General features: G+C 70.1%; 20 protein-coding genes and 1 pseudogene. 18 read left to right on the top strand and 3 right to left on the bottom strand.

Annotated features, from left to right (window positions below; all coding sequences use genetic code 11):
* Window positions 1–4: 4 nt before the first annotated feature.
* Window positions 5–412, bottom strand: a complete 408-nt coding sequence (locus HQK15_RS14085) for an iron chaperone (protein WP_173492107.1) — start codon at window positions 410–412, stop codon at window positions 5–7.
* 166 nt (window positions 413–578) lie between these two features.
* On the opposite strand from HQK15_RS14085, the gene dnaE reads away from it, so the two are divergent.
* Complete coding sequence (gene dnaE, locus HQK15_RS14080; RefSeq protein ID WP_173492106.1) at window positions 579–4,118, top strand: DNA polymerase III subunit alpha; 3,540 nt, start codon at window positions 579–581, stop codon at window positions 4,116–4,118.
* Window positions 4,115–4,645, top strand: coding sequence for a hypothetical protein (locus HQK15_RS14075; protein ID WP_173492105.1), 531 nt, complete (start codon window positions 4,115–4,117; stop codon window positions 4,643–4,645). Before dnaE ends, HQK15_RS14075 begins: the two co-directional genes overlap by 4 nt.
* Here the strand turns inward: HQK15_RS14075 and ybaK are convergent.
* Complete coding sequence (gene ybaK, locus HQK15_RS14070) at window positions 4,642–5,133, bottom strand: Cys-tRNA(Pro) deacylase (RefSeq protein ID WP_173492104.1); 492 nt, start codon at window positions 5,131–5,133, stop codon at window positions 4,642–4,644. The two genes, HQK15_RS14075 and ybaK, sit on opposite strands and share 4 nt — an antisense overlap.
* A 34-nt stretch (window positions 5,134–5,167) precedes the next feature.
* Between ybaK and hisD the strand changes: the two genes are divergently transcribed.
* From hisD to hisH, 4 genes are read left to right on the top strand one after another with little or no spacing between them, the layout of a single operon-like run.
* A complete protein-coding gene (gene hisD, locus HQK15_RS14065; RefSeq protein WP_367649188.1) occupies window positions 5,168–6,496 on the top strand; it encodes a histidinol dehydrogenase in 1,329 nt (442 codons plus the stop codon).
* Complete coding sequence (locus tag HQK15_RS14060) at window positions 6,496–7,572, top strand: histidinol-phosphate transaminase (RefSeq protein WP_173492103.1); 1,077 nt, start codon at window positions 6,496–6,498, stop codon at window positions 7,570–7,572. Before hisD ends, HQK15_RS14060 begins: the two co-directional genes overlap by 1 nt.
* A complete protein-coding gene (hisB, locus tag HQK15_RS14055; protein ID WP_173492102.1) occupies window positions 7,569–8,168 on the top strand; it encodes an imidazoleglycerol-phosphate dehydratase HisB in 600 nt (199 codons plus the stop codon). The genes HQK15_RS14060 and hisB overlap by 4 nt, the downstream gene beginning before the upstream one ends.
* Window positions 8,165–8,800: an imidazole glycerol phosphate synthase subunit HisH gene (gene hisH, locus HQK15_RS14050; RefSeq protein WP_173492101.1), complete on the top strand. Its 636-nt coding sequence runs from the start codon at window positions 8,165–8,167 to the stop codon at window positions 8,798–8,800. Before hisB ends, hisH begins: the two co-directional genes overlap by 4 nt.
* A 15-nt stretch (window positions 8,801–8,815) precedes the next feature.
* Here the strand turns inward: hisH and HQK15_RS14045 are convergent, their stop codons facing one another.
* Window positions 8,816–9,502: an alpha/beta fold hydrolase gene (locus HQK15_RS14045; RefSeq protein WP_173492100.1), complete on the bottom strand. Its 687-nt coding sequence runs from the start codon at window positions 9,500–9,502 to the stop codon at window positions 8,816–8,818.
* A gap of 43 nt (window positions 9,503–9,545) precedes the next feature.
* Here HQK15_RS14045 and priA point away from each other — a divergent pair, with 43 nt between their 5' ends.
* The 12 genes and pseudogenes from priA (at window position 9,546) to HQK15_RS18640 (ending at window position 18,322) form a co-directional block, all read left to right on the top strand.
* Window positions 9,546–10,271, top strand: a complete 726-nt coding sequence (gene priA / locus HQK15_RS14040) for a bifunctional 1-(5-phosphoribosyl)-5-((5-phosphoribosylamino)methylideneamino)imidazole-4-carboxamide isomerase/phosphoribosylanthranilate isomerase PriA (RefSeq protein WP_173492099.1) — start codon at window positions 9,546–9,548, stop codon at window positions 10,269–10,271.
* Window positions 10,272–10,273: 2 nt separating this feature from the next.
* Window positions 10,274–10,831 carry a GNAT family N-acetyltransferase gene (locus HQK15_RS14035; protein ID WP_173492098.1) on the top strand — a complete coding sequence of 186 codons (558 nt, stop codon included), beginning with the start codon at window positions 10,274–10,276 and terminating at the stop codon, window positions 10,829–10,831.
* Entirely contained in the window at window positions 10,821–11,354 is a 534-nt protein-coding gene (locus tag HQK15_RS14030) for a DUF1707 SHOCT-like domain-containing protein (protein ID WP_173492097.1), read from the top strand. The genes HQK15_RS14035 and HQK15_RS14030 overlap by 11 nt, the downstream gene beginning before the upstream one ends.
* Window positions 11,355–11,524: 170 nt before the next feature.
* A complete protein-coding gene (gene hisF / locus HQK15_RS14025) occupies window positions 11,525–12,286 on the top strand; it encodes an imidazole glycerol phosphate synthase subunit HisF (protein ID WP_173492096.1) in 762 nt (253 codons plus the stop codon).
* 136 nt (window positions 12,287–12,422) lie between these two features.
* Window positions 12,423–13,151: pseudogene (locus HQK15_RS19240) on the top strand (ABC transporter transmembrane domain-containing protein); the annotation flags it as partial.
* A 150-nt stretch (window positions 13,152–13,301) separates the two neighbouring features.
* The gene (locus tag HQK15_RS19235) at window positions 13,302–14,090 is read left to right on the top strand and encodes an ABC transporter ATP-binding protein (RefSeq protein ID WP_437340253.1); all 789 of its coding nucleotides are present in this window, start codon (window positions 13,302–13,304) and stop codon (window positions 14,088–14,090) included.
* Window positions 14,087–15,925 carry an ABC transporter ATP-binding protein gene (locus tag HQK15_RS14015; RefSeq protein ID WP_173492094.1) on the top strand — a complete coding sequence of 613 codons (1,839 nt, stop codon included), beginning with the start codon at window positions 14,087–14,089 and terminating at the stop codon, window positions 15,923–15,925. The genes HQK15_RS19235 and HQK15_RS14015 overlap by 4 nt, the downstream gene beginning before the upstream one ends.
* Entirely contained in the window at window positions 15,922–16,284 is a 363-nt protein-coding gene (gene hisI / locus HQK15_RS14010; RefSeq protein WP_173492093.1) for a phosphoribosyl-AMP cyclohydrolase, read from the top strand. The genes HQK15_RS14015 and hisI overlap by 4 nt, the downstream gene beginning before the upstream one ends.
* A gap of 26 nt (window positions 16,285–16,310) precedes the next feature.
* Window positions 16,311–16,862, top strand: coding sequence for a Trp biosynthesis-associated membrane protein (locus HQK15_RS14005; protein WP_173492092.1), 552 nt, complete (start codon window positions 16,311–16,313; stop codon window positions 16,860–16,862).
* 54 nt (window positions 16,863–16,916) lie between these two features.
* On the top strand, window positions 16,917–17,111 hold the full coding sequence (locus HQK15_RS14000) for an HGxxPAAW family protein (protein ID WP_173492091.1): 195 nt from the start codon (window positions 16,917–16,919) through the stop codon (window positions 17,109–17,111).
* A gap of 39 nt (window positions 17,112–17,150) precedes the next feature.
* On the top strand, window positions 17,151–17,918 hold the full coding sequence (locus HQK15_RS19155; protein WP_173492090.1) for an RDD family protein: 768 nt from the start codon (window positions 17,151–17,153) through the stop codon (window positions 17,916–17,918).
* The gene (locus tag HQK15_RS18640; protein ID WP_217361671.1) at window positions 17,915–18,322 is read left to right on the top strand and encodes a DUF2752 domain-containing protein; all 408 of its coding nucleotides are present in this window, start codon (window positions 17,915–17,917) and stop codon (window positions 18,320–18,322) included. The genes HQK15_RS19155 and HQK15_RS18640 overlap by 4 nt, the downstream gene beginning before the upstream one ends.
* The last annotated feature ends 4 nt before the right edge of the window (window positions 18,323–18,326 follow it).

Raw genomic sequence — 18,326 nt, 5'->3', positions numbered from 1 at the left:
GTCGCTACCTGCCCGACCGCTTGCGCGCCGCGAACGCGGCGGCCTCCTCGAGCCGGAACGTCGCGATCCGCGAGATGAGCTCGAGGGGGAGCGGCTCGTCGAGCGGGAAGCGGATCGCCGACTTCGAGGTGCGGTAGGGCCTCAGCTCCTCGTCGAAGGCGGCGAAGGCGCCGGCGGTCGGGAAGAAGTTGAGCGAGGTGTGCTCGGTGTAGCCGGAGAACTGCACGACGACGACGCCGTGCTGGCGGTAGGCCGGGATGTTGTAGCTGATGGTCTCCTCGGCGTCGGGGAGCGCCTCGCGGACGACTCGTCGCATCTCGATCAGTCGCGGCTCCACGTCATAGGTCGCCGCCTCGATGAACTCGTCGACCGTCGTGAACGTCCGCTTCTCGCCCTCAGCTGGTTCCGTCATCCGTCCAGTATGGGTGGGCCGGTGGGACCGACGGGACGCGAGTGACGCCCGAGACCGTTTCGGGCCCGGATCGCAGGTGCGGATCGGCGCGGCGTCGATTCCCGTCAGGGGCCTCGACTAGGCTGTAGATCTTCCCCCCACGTCCCGCCGAGGAGGCCTTTTTTCGATGTCGAGTGACTCGTCCTTCGTGCACCTGCACGTCCACACGGAGTACTCGATGCTCGATGGAGCGGCCCTGCTCGACGGCCTGTTCGAGCGCACGGCCGAGCTGGGGATGCCGTCCATCGCGATGACCGATCACGGCAACCTGCACGGCGCCTACGACTTCTACAGCAAGGCCAAGGCGCACGGGGTCAAGCCGATCATCGGCATGGAGGCCTACCTCACGCCCAACATCTCGCGTCACGAGAAGAAGGCCGTCCAGTGGAACAAGGGCGCCAAGGACGCCGACGTCGCCGGACGCGGTGCCTACACCCACATGACGCTGCTGTCCGAGACGACCGAGGGCATGCACAACCTGTTCCGGATCGGGTCCTACGCGAGCCTGGAGGGCCAGTACCGCAAGCCGCGCGCCGACCGCGAGCTGCTCCAGCAGTACGGCAAGGGGCTCATCGCGACGACGGGCTGCCCGTCGGGCGAGATCCAGACCTGGCTGCGCATCGGCAACTACGAGAAGGCCCGGGCGTCGGCCGCGGAGTTCCAGGACATCTTCGGCAAGGACAACTTCTTCCTCGAGCTGATGGACCACGGCCTCGAGATCGAGCGCACGGTCCGCGACGGGCTGCTGCGGCTCAAGGCCGACCTCGGGCTCCCGGCGATCGCGACCAACGACTCGCACTACACGAGCCCCGAGGACGCCGAGGCGCACTCGGCGCTGCTGTGCGTCCAGTCCGGCAGCACGCTGACCGACCCCAACCGCTTCAAGTTCGACTCCAACGACTTCTACATCAAGTCCGCCGCCGAGATGCGCGACCTGTGGGAGGACCGCTTCGACCTCAAGGAGGCGTGCGACAACACCCTCCTGATCGCCGAGCGCTGCAACGTCGAGTTCACCGAGTCCAACGGTGGCTACATGGCGAAGGCCGACATCCCCGACGGCGAGACCGAGGAGAGCTGGTTCGTCAAGGAGGTCTGGCGCGGCATCGAGAGCCGCTACCCGGGCGACAAGATGACCGACGAGGTCCGTGCCCGCACCGAGATGGAGCTCGACGTCGTCCGCACCAAGGGCTACTGCGGCTACTACCTCGTGGTCGCCGACTTCATCAACTGGTCCAAGGACAACGGCATCCGCGTGGGTCCCGGCCGTGGATCGGGAGCCGGCTCGATCGCGGCCTACGCGCTGCGGATCACCGACATCTGCCCGCTGACGCACGGCCTGATCTTCGAGCGGTTCCTCAACCCCGAGCGTCCGTCCATGCCCGACTTCGACATCGACTTCGACGAGCGTCGTCGCGGCGAGGTCATCCGCTACGTCAGCAACAAGTACGGCGAGGAGCGCGTCGCGATGATCGCGACGTTCGGACGGCTCAAGTCCAAGGCGGCCATCAAGGACGCCGCACGCGTCATGGACTACCCGTTCTCGCACGGCGAGCGCATCACCAAGGCGCTGCCGGCCGACATCATGGGCAAGGGCGTGTCGCTCAAGGGCCTGTTCGACACCAACGACAAGCGCTACGGCGACGGCGGCGACTTCCGCAAGCTGCACGACGAGGACGCCGACGTCCGCAAGATCTACCAGACCGCGCTGGGGCTCGAGGGCCAGATCCGTCAGTGGGGCGTCCACGCCGCCGGCGTCATCATGTCGAGCGACCCGTTGATCGACATCGTCCCGATCATGAAGCGCGAGCAGGACGGCGCGATCATCACCCAGTTCGACTACCCGATGTGCGAGGCGCTCGGGCTGGTCAAGATGGACTTCCTGGGCCTACGCAACCTCACGGTGCTCGACGACGCGCTGATCAACATCAAGCGCAACCGCGGCATCGACCTGGTGCTGGAGGACCTCGACTTCGAGGACCAGGCGACGTACGACCTGCTGGCGCGCGGCGACACGCTCGGTGTCTTCCAGCTCGACGGCGGGCCGATGCGCGCGCTGCTGCGCAGCATGAAGCCCGACAAGTTCGAGGACATCTCGGCCGTCGGCGCGCTCTACCGCCCGGGCCCCATGGGCGCCGACTCGCACAACAAGTACGCCCGCCGCAAGAACGGGCGCGAGCCGATCGATCCGATCCACCCCGAGCTGGAGAAGCCGCTCGAGAAGGTCCTGGGCGAGACGTACGGCCTGATCGTCTACCAGGAGCAGGTCATGGAGATCGCCCAGGTGCTCGCCGGGTTCTCCCTGGGACAGGCCGACAACCTGCGTCGCGCGATGGGCAAGAAGAAGAAGTCCGAGCTCGACAAGCAGTACGCCGGGTTCCAGCAGGGCATGCTCGAGCGTGGCTACTCCCAGAAGGCCATCACGACGCTCTGGGACATCCTGCTGCCGTTCTCGGACTACGCCTTCAACAAGGCGCACTCGGCGGCCTACGGCGTGATCTCCTACTGGACGGCCTACCTCAAGGCCAACTACCCGGCCGAGTACATGGCGGCCCTGCTCACGAGCACCCGCGTCGACAAGGACAAGTCCGCGATCTACCTCAACGAGTGCCGCCGCATGGGCATCAAGGTGCTGCCGCCCGACGTCAACGAGTCGGTGTCCAACTTCGCCTCGGTGGGCGCCGACATCCGCTTCGGCCTCGGCGCGATCCGCAACATCGGCGAGAACGTCGTCGCCGGCATCGTCGAGGGGCGCACGACCAAGGGCGCCTACGGCGACTTCAACGACTTCCTCGACAAGGTGCCGACGCACGTGTGCAACAAGCGCGTGCTCGACTCGCTGATCAAGGCCGGTGCCTTCGACTCGCTCGGTCATCGCCGTCGTGCCCTGACGACCGTGGCCGAGGAGGGCGTCGACCTCTACATCGACCTCAAGCGCCAGGCGGCGATCGGCCAGGACTCGCTGTTCGGCGGCCTCGGTGACGACGTGTTCAGCGGCGGCAAGGTCGAGGTGCCCGAGCAGATGCCGGAGTGGGAGAAGACCCAGCTGCTGGCGTTCGAGCGCGACATGCTCGGTCTCTACGTCTCCGACCACCCGCTGCAGGGCCTCGAGCACGTGCTGCGGGCCAGCAGCGACAGCACCGTCGGCGACCTGCTCACCAACACCGAGCTGCCCGACGGCAGCACGACGCGCATCTGTGGGCTCATCACCGGGGTCCAGCGCCGCATGAGCAAGAAGGGCGACCCGTGGGCCTCGATCACGATCGAGGACCTCGAGGGTGGCATCGAGGTCATGGTCTTCCCGGGCGCCTACCAGCTGGCCATGCCGGTGCTGGTGCCCGACACGATCGTCGTGGTCAAGGGGCGCGTGCGCCGCAAGGACGACGGCATCGAGCTCAACGCCCTCGAGGTCACGATGCCGGCGATGGGCTCGGGTGGCCCCGAGCGCCCCATGGTCGTCACCCTTCCCGTCGCGCGGTGCACCAGCGACACGATCGGCACGTTCAAGCAGGTGCTCTCGGCCCACCCGGGCATGTCGGAGGTCCATCTGCGACTCATCGGCAACGGATCGACCAAGGTCATGCGCCTCGACGACAGCCTGCGTGTGGCACAGTCGTCGTCGTTGATCGCCGACCTCAAAGAGCTGCTGGGGCCCCATTGTCTGTCGTGAACGAGCACTTCCTGCCTGGCCAGGCACCCGCACCGTCCCGCGCATCCGTGGTGCGGCGGACCGTGCTGACGTCGATCCTCATGCTGCTGCTGGGCATCGCCGCCGGATTCGTGTGGCTGGGGCTGGCGCATCCTTCTGAGTGGGAGGCCGTCCAGAACGGCATCGTGCTCAACGAGGCTGCCGCCAAGGGACAGTTCTCCGTCGTGGTGGTGTTCGTGCTGATCGGCGCGGGCACGTCGCTGGTGTGGGGCGCCGTCGCAGCCTGGGTGCTCGACGACCTCGGCTGGGTCGTGACCCCTGTCGTCATCGCCCTCACGTTGCTGGCGGCCGTCATCGCGTGGCGCATCGGCGTCGAGCTCGGCCCGCCCGACCCGGTCACCGTCACCGGCCTCAGCATCGGTGATCGCGTCCCGTCAGAGCTCAAGGTCGACGGCCTGGCGCCGTTCCTGGTCTGGCCGATCTTCGGCCTGGTCGGCGTGGTCGGCACCATGTGGGCGACCCGCCACCGGGTCGACGAGCGGGTCTAGCGCGCGATTCGCGACACGACGGCCTGCGTCACCCGGACGAGGTCGTCGGGGTGCAGCTCGGCCTCGAGGCCGCGGCGTCCGCCCGACACGAAGATCGTCGGCCACTGTGCCGATGACTTGTCGATCACCGTGCGGTGGCGCTTCTTCTGCCCGACGGGGGAGATGCCCCCGATGACGTAGCCGGTGGCGCGCTGGGCCTGGGCCGCGTCGGCCATCTGGGCCCGCTTGCCGCCGAGCGCGTCGGCCAGGGCCTTCAGGTCGAGGGAGCCCATCACCGGGACCACGCCGACGCAGAGCTCTCCGTCGATCACGGCCATCAGCGTCTTGAAGACGCGGCCTGCCTCGACCCCGAGCGCCTGCGCGGCCTCCATGCCGAACGACTCGGCGCGAGGGTCGTGGACGTAGGAGTGCGAGGTGAACTGGACGTTGGCGCGGTGCAGGGCGACGAACGCCGGCGTCGCGTCGGTGGGCTTCTGGTTGGCGGCCACGACCCCACCGTAGTGCGTCCGTAGACTTGATGTCGTGATGAGACGTCTCGACCTGCGTGAGCTCGACCCCGCCGCCGACGAATCAGCCGTGGTCTACACCGCGGCGGTGCCGCGTGCGGAGGTCGACGTCGAGCATGCGCTCGCCGCCGTGCGCCCGATCTGCGAGGACGTCCGCAGCCGCGGGACCGTCGCGGTGCTCGACGCGGGCGAGCGGTTCGACGGCGTCCGGCCGGCGCAGCTGCGCGTGCCTGCCGCCGCGCTGGCCGACGCCCTCGCCGCGCTCGCGCCCGAGATCCGAGCAGCGCTGGAGGAGTCGATCCGTCGCCTCCGGCAGACCAGCGAGGCCGAGCTCGAGCAGACGCTGGTCACCGACGTCGCTCCCGGCGCGACGGTCGAACGACGCATCGTGGCGATGCAGCGCGTCGGCCTCTACGTGCCCGGCGGCCTCGCGCCGCTGGTGAGCACCGTCGTCATGAACGCCGTGCCGGCCCAGGTCGCCGGCGTGCCCGGCATCGCGCTCGCCAGCCCACCCCAGGCGGAGTTCGGCGGGCTCCCGCACCCCTCGATCCTGGCGGCCTGCGCGCTGCTCGGCATCGACGAGGTCTATGCGGCCGGTGGCGCCCAGGCGCTGGCGATGTTCGCCTACGGCGCGGCGTCCGAGGACGGCGTCGACTGCCGCCCCGTCAACCTGATCACCGGCCCGGGCAACATCTACGTCGCGGCTGCCAAGCGACACCTGCAGGGCACGGTCAGCATCGACTCCGAGGCCGGGCCGACGGAGATCGCGATCATCGCCGACGGCAGCGCCGTGCCGGCCTTCGTGGCCGCCGACCTGATCAGCCAGGCCGAGCACGACCCGATGGCCGCCAGCGTCCTGATCACCGACAGCGAGTCCCTCGCGACGGCGGTCGAGGCCGAGCTGGAGGTGCAGATCGGCAGCGCGAAGCACGCCGATCGCATCCGCACGGCGCTCGACGGTCCCCAGTCCGCCACGGTCCTCGTGCGCGACATGGACCAGGCCGTCGACGTCGCCAACGGCTACGCCGCCGAGCACCTGGAGGTGCAGACCACCGACTCGGCGGGCGTCGCCGCGCGTATCGTCAACGCCGGTGCGATCTTCGTGGGTTCCCACACGCCGGTGTCGCTCGGCGACTACGCCGCGGGCTCCAACCACGTGCTGCCCACGGCCGGCTGCGCCTGCCACTCGTCGGGTCTCTCGGTGCGGGCGTTCTGCAAGAACATGCACGTCGTCACCTACTCCGAGACGGCCCTGCGCGAGGTCGGCGACCACGTCGTGACCCTCGCCGAGGCCGAGAACCTGCCGTCCCACGGTGCGGCGGTCTCGATCCGGACGTCTCGCTGATGCCGGTTCCCGCCTGGGTCCCGATCCGCGAGGAGCTCCGGGACGACGAGCCGTACGGCGCGCCGCAGCTCGACGTGCCGGTGCAGCTCAACACCAACGAGAATCCCTACGGGCCGAGCGAGGCCACGGCGCGCGACATCGCCGACTCGGTGCACCGCGCGGCGTTGACGCTCAACCGCTACCCCGACCGCGAGGCGATCGAGCTGCGGACGTCCCTCGCGTCCTACCTGGGGCACGGCCTCACGGTCGATCAGGTGTGGGCGGCCAACGGCTCCAACGAGGTCATGCAGCAGGTGCTGCAGGCCTTCGGTGGACCCGGTCGCACCGCGGTGTCGTTCGCCCCGACGTACTCGATGTATCCCGAGTACGCCCGCAACACCCACACCCGGTGGGTGGCCGGACGACGCCGCGACGACTTCGGTCTCGACGTCGACGCTGCGCTGGCCCTCATCGCCGAGGAGCAGCCTGACGTCGTGATCCTCACGTCGCCCAACAACCCGACCGGCACGGCGCTCGACCCCGCTCACACGCGCGCGGTGCTGGAGGCCGCGCCGGGCATCGTGGTGGTCGACGAGGCCTATGCGGAGTTCCGCCGCGACGGCACGCCGAGCGCCCTCGAGCTGCTGGGGGAGTTCCCGCGTCTGCTGGTGACGCGCACCATGAGCAAGGCGTTCGCGCTCGCTGGTGGCCGGCTCGGCTATGTCGCCGCCGACGCGGCGATCATCGACGCCCTGCGCATCGTCCGCCTGCCCTATCACCTCTCCGCGGTCAGCCAGGCTGCGGCAACCGCTGCTCTTCGTCACGAGGACGAGCTGCTCGCGCAGGTCGACGCGCTGCGGGCGACCCGCGACGAGACGGCCGTGTGGCTGCGGGAGCAGGGCTTCGAGGTCGCTGAGTCCGACGCCAACTTCATCCTGTTCGGCCGGTTCGACGACCGTCACGCGGTGTGGCAGGGCGTCCTCGACCGGGGCGTCCTGATCCGCGAGGTCGGCCCCCTAGGATGGTTGCGCGTGTCGATCGGCACGCCGCAGGACATGACCGCGTTCCGAGACGCACTCCAGGAGGTGACCCGATGACGCGCACAGCACGCATCGAGCGAAAGACCTCCGAGTCGCATGTCGTCGTCGAGGTCGATCTCGACGGCACCGGAGCCAACGACATCTCCACCGGTGTCGGCTTCTACGACCACATGCTGACCGCCTTCTCGCGTCACTCGCTGATCGACCTGACGGTCAAGACCGAGGGCGATCTGCACATCGACGCCCACCACACCGTCGAGGACACCGCGATCTGCCTGGGCCAGGCCCTGCGCGAGGCCCTCGGCGACAAGGCCGGCATCAAGCGCTACGGCGACGCCCTCGTGCCGCTCGACGAGTCGATCGCGCAGGCCGTCGTCGACGTCTCCGGGCGTCCCTACTTCGTGCACTCCGGCGAGCCCGAGCGCCAGATCACCGCGATCATCGGCGGGCAGTACTCCGGCTCGCTGACGGCTCACGTGCTGGAGTCGATCGCCCACCACGCGGCGGTCACGATGCACGTCCGCCTGATCGACGGTCGCGACCCGCACCACATCGCCGAGGCGCAGTTCAAGGCGGTCGCGCGGGCGTTCCGCGAGGCGATCGCGCTCGATCCCCGCGAGACGGGCGTTCCCAGCACCAAGGGCGCTCTGTGACGCTGCCGCGCGTCGCGGTTCTCGACTACGGCTCCGGCAACCTTCGCTCGGCGGTGCGTGCCGTCGAGCGTGCGGGGGCCGAGGTCGTCCTGACCAGCGACGCTCGGACCGCCGAGGAGGCCGACGGGCTGCTCGTGCCCGGCGTCGGTGCCTTCGAGGCCTGCATGCGCGGCCTCCGGGGCGTCGACGGCGTGCGCATCATCGAGCGGCGACTCATCGCGACCCGGCCGGTGCTCGGCATCTGCGTCGGCATGCAGATCCTGTTCGCCGAGGGCATCGAGCACGGCGTCCGCACCGAGGGGTGTGGCGAGTGGCCCGGTGTCATCGAGCGCCTGCAGGCGCCGATCGTGCCGCACATGGGCTGGAACACGGTCGAGCCCGGCGAGCGGTCGCGCATGTTCGCCGGCGTCGAGGACGAGCGGTTCTACTTCGTGCACTCCTACGGGCTGCGTGACTGGGTGCTGTCGCAGCCGCCGGCGTTCCCCGACCCGTCGGTGACGTGGACGGAGTACGGCGGCGACCGCTTCGTGTCGGCGGCCGAGCACGGTCCACTCTGGGCGACCCAGTTCCACCCCGAGAAGTCCGGCGACGCCGGCATGCACCTGCTGCAGAACTGGATCGCGACGCTCTAGGTCAGGGCATCGCGGTCACGGCATCGCGTCGAGGATGGTCTCGACGAGCTCGTGCGGGGTCGTGATCTGGGGCCAGTGGCTCGTCGGCAGCTCGACGATCGTCAGGTCGGTGTGGGCGTCGAGCTCATCGCCGACGCCCGGGTAGTCGGCTCGCCACTGCTCGAGGTCGGTGGACGTGAAACCAGTGGCGACCACGAGGCTGCGGACGGCGTAGCGGCGGTCGTCGGCCATGACCCAGCCGTCACGGACGACCCGGGCGGGGTAGGGAACGGCCGTGCGCTCGATCGTCGACCGTTGGTCGGGCGTGAGGTCGCGCTGCTCGTCGGGTGTCAGCTCGTCCCACGAGAACGCGATGTCGGCGCCGGCCGGCTCGTCAGCTGCCTCAGCATCGACGGGCTTGGGCAGCGAGTCGACGTAGACCACCAGGGCGACCGACTCGGGCCGTTCGTCGGTGACGATCTGCACCAGCTTGCCGGCAAAGCTGCTGCCGACCAGCACGACCGGTTCACCCGCCGCGTCGACCTGCTCGACCACCGCTGCGACGTGCTCGGCGAGCCCGATGTCGCTGCGGTCGATGTCGACCGACGCGAGGCCGGGCAGGGTCAGGGCAGTCACGTCGTGGCCGGACTGTTGCAGCAGCGGCGTCACGGCGTCCCACGACGACGCGTCGAACCAGAAACCGGGAACCAGGATGACCTTCATGCCGCCACGCTAGATCGGCGGGCCGACAGATACCATCGCGATCGTGACTCTTGAACTCCTCCCGGCCGTCGACGTCGCCGATGGGCAGGCCGTGCGCCTCGTCCAGGGCGAGCTCGGCAGCGAGACCGCGTACGGATCGCCCCTCGACGCCGCCCTGCAGTGGCAGACCGACGGGGCGGAGTGGATCCACCTCGTCGACCTCGACGCAGCCTTCGGCAAGGGCTCCAACCGCGAGCTGCTGGCCGAGGTCGTCGGGCGTCTCGACGTGAAGGTCGAGCTGTCCGGTGGCATCCGCGACGACGCGTCGCTGGAGGCCGCGCTCGCGACGGGCTGCACGCGGGTCAACCTCGGCACGGCGGCTCTGGAGAACCCCGACTGGTGCGCCAAGGTCGTCGGGCAGTTCGGCGACCAGATCGCTGTCGGCCTCGACGTCCGCGGCACGACCCTCGCGGCGCGCGGCTGGACCGAGGAGGGCGGCGACCTGTTCGAGGTGCTCGCTCGCCTCGAGCGTGACGGCTGCGCCCGCTACGTCGTCACCGACGTCACCAAGGACGGCACGCTGACCGGCCCCAACCTCGACCTGCTGCGCCAGGTGTGCGAGCAGACCGACAAGCCGGTCGTCGCCTCCGGCGGGGTCTCGAGCCTGCAGGACCTTCGCGACATCGCGACGCTCACCGGCATCGGCGTCGAGGGCTCGATCGTCGGCAAGGCTCTTTACGCCGGCGCGTTCACGCTCCCCGAGGCACTGGCAGCCGTCGAAGAGGTGTGACCGTGGGGCACCACTACGCGTCCTACGAGCCGCGAGCGCGGCGTGAGGGCGTAGTGGTTGATGCCGTGCTGCGGCCGGCGACACCTGCCGACGTGGCAGGCCTGCTGGCCTTCGACATGACGGTCGTGGTGCGCACGCCCGAGGAGTGGGCCGACACGATCGATCGATCGGTCCGGGGCGAACGGCTTCTCCTCGTCGCCGACGTCGGTGGGACGATCGCTGCCTTCGCCCAGGCCCACGTCCTGGAGGAGCACCCGGAGGATCGAGCGCCGGCCGGTCACTACCTGACCGGAGTCACGGTCCTCCCTGAGTTCCGCCGGGCCGGCCTGGCCCGGGATCTCACGGCCGCTCGGCTCGGCTGGATCGGTCAGCGTGCCGATGAGGCGTGGTACTTCGCCTCGGCCGAGAACGCGGCGTCGATCCGTCTGCACGAACAGCTCGGGTTCTCCGAGGTGCTCCGGGCGCCCTCGATCCATGGCGTCTCGTTCGAGGGACGCGAGGGCATCCTGTTCAGGCTGCAGACGGCATCGGTTCACGGAGGGGCGAACCGTGGGGGCTGAGGTCTGGGCGGCCTTCTCGGGCGACCCCCGAGTGCCCGCCTCGGCCACCCTGAGAGCCTCGGACGCTGACCGCGACGTCGCGGCCGGCGCGCTGCGGGAGGCATACGCCGACGGCCGGCTGACCCGCAGCGAGTACGACGAGCGGAGCGCGACCGCCCTCGGCGTCCGCACCCTCGGCGAGGTCCTGCCGCTCCTCGCCGACCTGTTCCCGTCCGCCGTCACACGGGTGTCGTCCGGCGTCACGGCCGACCTGCGGGCCAAGGCGATCGTGAAGTACGAGCGCGAGCTGCGTGACGCCCGCAACGGCTGGCTGTTCGTGAGCGGGGTGTCGGTCGCTGTGTGGGTGGTGTCGAGCATCGCCAGCGGCGGACCGTACTTCTTCTGGCCGATCTTCCCGTCCCTTGGCGTCGGCATCGGCTATGCGTCGGTCCGGTTGAACGCCGAGTCGAGGATCGAGGCGATCGAGGACAAGATCGCCGAGACCCGTCGTACACGCCGCCGGCGGGAGGACGAGCTCGGCTGATCGGTCCCGCCTCGCCGCGCGGGAGGTGGATCTACAACCTCTCCCACGGGTCCGGCTCCGGGGCAGGTGCGCCTGCAACCTCATGCCGTTCGATGCGGTGGCAGGGGCACCTGGGCGCGGTGGATGACGTTGCGAATCCACCTCCTCGGGGCGACCGATAGGCTCGTGCGGTGAGTCTTGCCGTCCGTGTGATCCCGTGCCTGGACGTCGACAACGGTCGCGTCGTCAAGGGCGTCAACTTCGTCGACCTGCGTGATGCGGGCGATCCCGTCGAGATGGCCAAGGTCTATGACGCCGAAGGGGCCGACGAGCTCACCTTCCTCGACATCACGGCGTCCTCCGACAGCCGCAGCACGACGTTCGACGTCGTCGGCAAGACCGCCGACCAGGTCTTCATCCCGCTGACGGTCGGCGGGGGAGTCCGTACGCCCGACGACGTCGACCGGCTGCTCCGGTCGGGCGCCGACAAGGTCGGCATCAACACCGCCGCGATCAACCGGCCCGAGGTCATCGCCGAGATCGCGCAGCGTTTCGGCAACCAGGTGCTGGTGCTGAGCGTCGACGCGCGGCGCAGCAGCGAGCAGCCCAGCGGCTTCGAGGTCACGACGCACGGGGGGCGTACGTCGGCAGGTCTCGACGCCGTGGAGTGGGCCCGACGTGCCACGGAGCTCGGCGCGGGAGAGGTCCTGCTCAACTCGATGGACGCCGATGGCACCAAGGACGGCTTCGACCTGGAAATGATTCGGGCGGTCCGTGACGTTACACAGGTGCCACTGATCGCCAGTGGTGGCGCCGGACGCCTCGATCACTTCCCCGCAGCGATCGCGGCCGGCGCTGACGCCGTGCTCGCCGCGAGTGTGTTCCACTTCGGCGACCTGACCATCGGACAGGTGAAAGAGACCTTGCGAGCTGCTGGACACCGTGTCCGTTAGCCCTGACACGTCAGACCTCGGAGACGCCCGGACCGACCAGATCACCCGGCGCGGCTTCGCCCTGCTCGGGCGCGGCATCAAGGAGCAGCGGTTCCTGTTCTGGGTGTCGGTCGTCGGCAGCGTGCTGTTCGGCTTCATGACCGTCGCCGACGCCCGCGTGCTGGGCTGGGCCACCGATCACGTCATCCGCCCGTCGTTCGCCCGCGGCGACGTCACGGAGGGCGCGCTGGTCGCGGCGATCGCCCTGTTCATGGCGGTTGCGATCCTGCGCGCGCTGGGCATCGTCGCCCGCCGCCTCATCGGCGGCATCGTCTACTACCGGCTCGTCGCGGAGTACCGCCGTCGGGTCACCCGGCAGTACCTCTCGCTGCCGATGTCGTGGCACCACCGGCACCCCACGGGTCAGCTGCTGTCCAACGCCAACGCCGACGTCGAGGGTGCGTGGGCGGTCTTCATGCCCCTGCCCATGGCGATCGGCGTCATCGCGATGCTGGTCGCGGCGATCGTCGAGATGGTGCGTGCCGACCTCGTCCTGACCCTCGTCGGTCTGGTCGTGTTCCCGGCCCTGTTCGTGATCAACGTCTTCTACCAGCGCTGGTTGTCGCCCAAGGTGGCCCACGCACAGTCGCTGCGCGGCTCGGTCAGCGCCGTCGCGCACGAGTCGTTCGACGGTGCGCTGGTCGTCAAGTCCCTGGGTCGCGAGGCCGACGAGACCGACCGGTTCCGCGAGGTCTCCCAGGAGCTGCGCGACGCCAACATCGCGGTCGGACGCATCCGCAGCATCTTCGACCCGCTGCTGGAGGCGCTGCCCAACATCGGCATCCTCCTGGTCGTGGTGCTGGGTGTCGGCCGGGTCGCGAGCGGCGCGGCCGACCCCGGCGACGTCGTCTCGGTCGCCTACCTGTTCACCGTGGTCGCGTTCCCGGTGCGTGCCATCGGCTGGGTGCTGGGCGAGCTGCCCCGTAGCGTCGTCAGCTGGGAACGGGTCGACTCGGTGCTGCAGGAGCGCGGCTCGATGCCGTACGGCCCCCGTGCGCTGCCCGGCGTCGGCGCCGTGTCGCTGGACGTCGACGACCTGACGTTCCGGTTCGATGACGCCGACCGCGACGTGCTGCGACACATCTCGCTCGAGGTCGAGCCCGGCCAGGTCGTCGCCGTCGTCGGGGCGACCGGCAGCGGCAAGAGCACGCTCACGTCGCTGCTGAGCCGCCTGGTCGACCCGCAGGCCGGTCGCATCAGCGTCGACGGCACCGACATCCGCGACCTCACGCACGACGAGCTCGCCCGTGCGATCGCCGTGGTGCCCCAGGGCACCTTCCTGTTCGACGACAGCGTCCGCGAGAACGTCACGCTCGGCGGCGACTACTCCGACGACGAGGTGTGGGCGGCCCTGCGCACCGTGCAGGCGGCCGACTTCGTCGCGGCGTTGCCTCGGGGCCTCGACTCCGAGCTCGGCGAGCGCGGCACGACCTTGTCCGGCGGCCAGCGCCAGCGGCTGTCGCTCGCGCGCGCCCTGGTGCGGCGTCCTCGACTGCTCGTGATGGACGACGCCACCAGCGCCGTCGACCCCGAGGTCGAGCAACGCATCCTCAAGGCGCTCGCTGCCAGCACGGCCGACGGCGAGGGGCCGACGGTCCTGGTCGTGGCCTACCGCAAGGCTACGATCGCCCTGGCCGACGAGGTCGTGTTCCTCGACGAGGGCGCGATCGCCGCCCGGGGCAGCCACGACGAGCTGGTCGCTCGCTCGAGCGACTACAGCAACCTCGTCAACGCCTACGACCAGGCGAGGGAGGCCCTGTCATGACCCAGAACGTCATCCCCGAGATCGATCGCAACCGCGAGAGCGGCACGGCGATCATCCGACGCGGTCTTGCCCTCTCGCCGGCCATCAAGGACGGCCTCGGCCTGACGATCCTGCTCGCGATCCTGAGCACGGTCGGCGGGTCGGTCATCCCCATCCTGATCCAGCGCACCGTCGACTCGGGCCTCGGCGACGGAGCCGACACCAGCGTCGGCGACATCGGCGGGTTCCTGGCCATCGCCGCCGTCCTGATCCTCTTCACCGGTGGCGTGGCCTACTGGATGCGCATCCGGCTGTTCGTCGCGAGCGAGACAGGCCTGGCCCAGATGCGGGTCGACGCGTTCCGCCACGTCCACGACCTGTCGATGCTGACGCAGAACTCCGAGCGTCGCGGCGTGCTCGTGTCGCGCGTGACCTCCGACATCGACCAGGTGTCGCAGTTCCTGCAGTTCACCGGCATCCAGATCGTGGTGAGCCTCGGTCAGATCCTGGTCGCGACGATCATCATGGCCTACTACTCGTGGCAGCTCACGATCGTCGTCCTGGTCTGCTTCCTGCCGCTGGCGATCAGCCTGCGGTGGTTCGCGCAGCGCCTCAGCGACGCCTACGACATCGTCCGGCGCACGGTCGGCGAGATGATCGCCGTGATCGCCGAGCCCGTCGTCGGGGCGTCGGTCGTGCGGGCGTACGCCATCGAGCGTCGTACGCAGCAGCGCGTCGACACCGGCATCCAGGGCAACCTCGACGCCAACGTCAAGGCACAGAAGCTCGTCGCCGTCACGTTCGCGTCGTCGGGTGTCGCCGGTGGTCTCGCCAACGGCGCAGTGCTCGCCTTCGGTGTGGTGCTCGGCGTCGCCGGGGACCTGTCGATGGGCACCGTCATCGCCTTCGCCTTCCTCGTCGGCCTGTTCGTCGGGCCGGTGCAGACCGCGACCCAGGTGCTGACCGACGCGCAGAACGCCATCGCCTCGTGGCGCCGCGTGATCGACCTGCTCGACACGCCCGCCGACGTCGTCGACCCGGGTGCCGCGGGGGAGTCCTTGCCCGACGAGCCGCTCAGTGCGCGGTTCGACGGAGTCCGCTTCGCCTACCCGGGCGGCCCCGACGTCCTGCAGGACGTCGACGTGACGATCGCGCCGCGCCAGCGGGTGGCCGTCGTCGGCGAGACCGGCTCGGGCAAGACCACGTTCGCCAAGCTCCTCACCCGGCTGATGGACCCGACCGCCGGCTCGGTGAGCCTGGGCACCGACGCGGCCGGCTGGCACGACGTCAGCGAGGTCTCGTTCGCCGACCTGCGCCGGCACGTGCTGATGGTGCCGCAGGAGGGCTTCCTGTTCGACGCCACGCTGCGCGACAACCTGCTCTACGGGCGCCAGGACGCGACCGACCACGAGCTGACCGCGGCAGTCGAGGACCTCGGGCTCGTCGACTGGTTCGCGAGCCTGCCCCACGGCCTGGACACCCGTGTCGGTCAGCGCGGGGAGTCGCTGTCGGCGGGGGAGCGGCAGCTCGTCGCCCTCGTCCGCTCGGCCCTCGCCGATCCGGCGCTGATCGTGCTCGACGAGGCCACGAGCGCCGTCGATCCGCAGACCGAGCTGCGCGCCACCCGCGCGCTCGACACGCTGCTCGAAGGCCGGTCGAGCGTCACGATCGCCCACCGCCTGTCGACGGCCGAGAACGCCGACCGGGTGCTGGTGTTCGACGCCGGACGGCTCGTCGAGGACGGCACCCACGCCGAGCTCGTCGACGCCGGTGGCATCTATGCACGCCTGCACGCGAGCTGGGTCGCGCAGGCGTCGATGTCCGCCCACGACGCCGTCACCGAGCCCACGTCATGACACCTGAGACACTGGACACCGTGACCTCCCTCGACCCCGCCATCGCCGACCGTCTCAAGCGCGACGCCGACGGCCTGGTGCCCGCCGTGGTCCAGGACGCCACCAGCCGCGACGTCCTGATGGTGGGCTGGATGGACGACGAGGCGCTGCACCGCACCCTCACCACGGGCCGTGGCACGTTCTGGAGCCGCAGCCGCCAGTCCTACTGGGTCAAGGGCGAGACGTCCGGGCACACCCAGGCGGTCCGTGAGGTTCGACTCGACTGCGACGGCGACACGTTGCTCGTCGTGGTCGACCAGACCGGACCGGCCTGCCACACGGGCGACCAGACCTGCTTCGACGCGGACCGCCTGCTGTGACGCCGCGACGGCTCTACGGGCCCGTCGTGCTCGCCACCCTGGCCGCCGGCGGACTGGCCTTCTTCGCGGCCTCCCGCACGTGGGCCGACACCCGGCTGTCGTCGGACGGGCTGCCGTCGGCGACCGTCGGCGTCACGGGCTCTGACGCCGAGCCGCTGGTGTCGGCGCTGGCGCTCGTCGTCGTCACGGCGGCGCTCGCCGTCCTCGCCTCCGGCCGTCGGATGCGCCGCGTGGTCGGCGCCCTGACGATGCTCGTGTCGGTCCTGGCGATCGTCGTCGCCCCGCGGCCGGGAAGCTCGAGCATCGACCGGGCCGTGAGCGCGGCGGCGGAGAAGTCGCCCGCCTTCACCGGGCCCGAGTCGATCGGCGACATCTCGTCCTCGCCGTGGTACTTCGTGGCCGTGCTGGCGTTCGTCATCGCCTTCCTGCTCGGCGCGGCGACGATCCGCTGGGCGGCGGCCTGGCCCGGGATGAGCAGCCGCTACGACGCGCCGGCTGCTCGAGCCGCCTCGTCGGAGCCCGTCTCCGACAGCGACATGTGGAAGGCGATGGACGAGGGGCAGGATCCCACCCAGTAGTCTGGGGCTCGGCCCGCACCATGCCGAGTCCACCACGTCGAGGAGAGTCGCCCCATGCACGGATCATCGCCAGCCGCCTGGACCGGAGTCATCATGTGTCTGGTCGGCATCACGATCGGCGGCGTCGCCTTGATCCCCGATCCCAACTGGATCCTCTTCACGATCGGCACCGTCATCGCCCTCGCCGCGGGTGTCGTCGGCTACGCCATGGCCGCGGCCGGGTACGGCGCCGACCGCGCCGATCACTGACCCCACCACGACGCTCGACGACCGAACCGGGGACCAGCCGTGACTGACCAGCCGCAGTATCCGCAGTATCCCGGAGACGACTCCGAGGGGCGTCCTGTTCCGCCCCAGTCACCCCAGTCGCCCCAGGGCTCGCCGCCTCCGGGCTATGGGCAGGCGCCTCGGCCGCCGGCCTACGGCCAGGAGCCCCCGTCGTGGGGCCAGGCTCCGCCGTCCCCTGGCTACGGCCAGGCTCCGGGCTACGGCCAGGCGCCGGGCTACCCGCCGCCGGGCTACGGCCAGCAGCCTGGCGGTTACCCGCCGGCCCCGGGCTACGCACCAGCGCCCGGACACGGCCAGGGCTCCGGTCAGCTCGCCTCGTGGTGGTCACGCGTCGGTGCGTCGCTGCTGGACGGACTGATCACGCTCGGGGTCTTCCTGATCCCGTTCATCGTGGGTGCGGTGATCGCCTTCGCCAACGCCGAGACGGACCCCTTGACCGACGAGATCACCGGGGGAGTCGAGCCGGCGGGCATCATCATCATGATTCTCTCGGTGCTGTTCTACGTCGGTTTCGACATCTGGAACCGCGGCGTCCGCGTCGGCACCCGGGGCCAGAGCCTCGGCAAGCAGGTCGTCGGCATCCGTATCGTCCACGGCGACACGGGCCAGCTGCTCGGCGGCGGCACCGGGTTCCTCCGGTGGCTCATGTCGTTCCTGTTCGGCATCATCTCGTGCGTCGCACTCATCGACGTCCTGTGGCCGCTGTGGGACGAGCGCAACCAGACCCTGCACGACAAGACCGTCGGATCGGTCGCGCTGCGAGCGTGAACCAGCTCGACCGCTCGCCGGCCCTGGCTCCCGCCGCTGTGGGGGCCGTCGGGCTGGCGGCTGCCGCGCTGCTGCACCTCCGCGATCCGCACGGGGCAGGCTCCTACGGCTACTGCCCGTTCCTGGCCGTCACCGGGCTGCCGTGCCCCGGGTGCGGAGGCCTGCGCGCGGTCAACGACCTGACACGCGGTGACGTCGTGGGAGCGCTCAGCAGCAACGCCCTCGCCGTCGGCCTCGTCGTGGTCCTCGTCGTTTCCTGGCTGCTGTGGGTCGTGCGGAGGGCGCAGGGGCGCCGCGACCGCATGATCGTGGTGGGTGGTCGTACGGGCGCCGCCGTGATCGTCGTGATGCTGCTCTTCGGGGTCTTCCGGCTCACGCCATGGGGGTCGTGGCTGGCGCCCTGACCGG

It is taken from the genome of Aeromicrobium stalagmiti, assembly GCF_013283745.1.
GTDB lineage: Bacteria > Actinomycetota > Actinomycetes > Propionibacteriales > Nocardioidaceae > Aeromicrobium > Aeromicrobium stalagmiti.
This window is presented reverse-complemented; position numbering and strand designations above follow the sequence as displayed.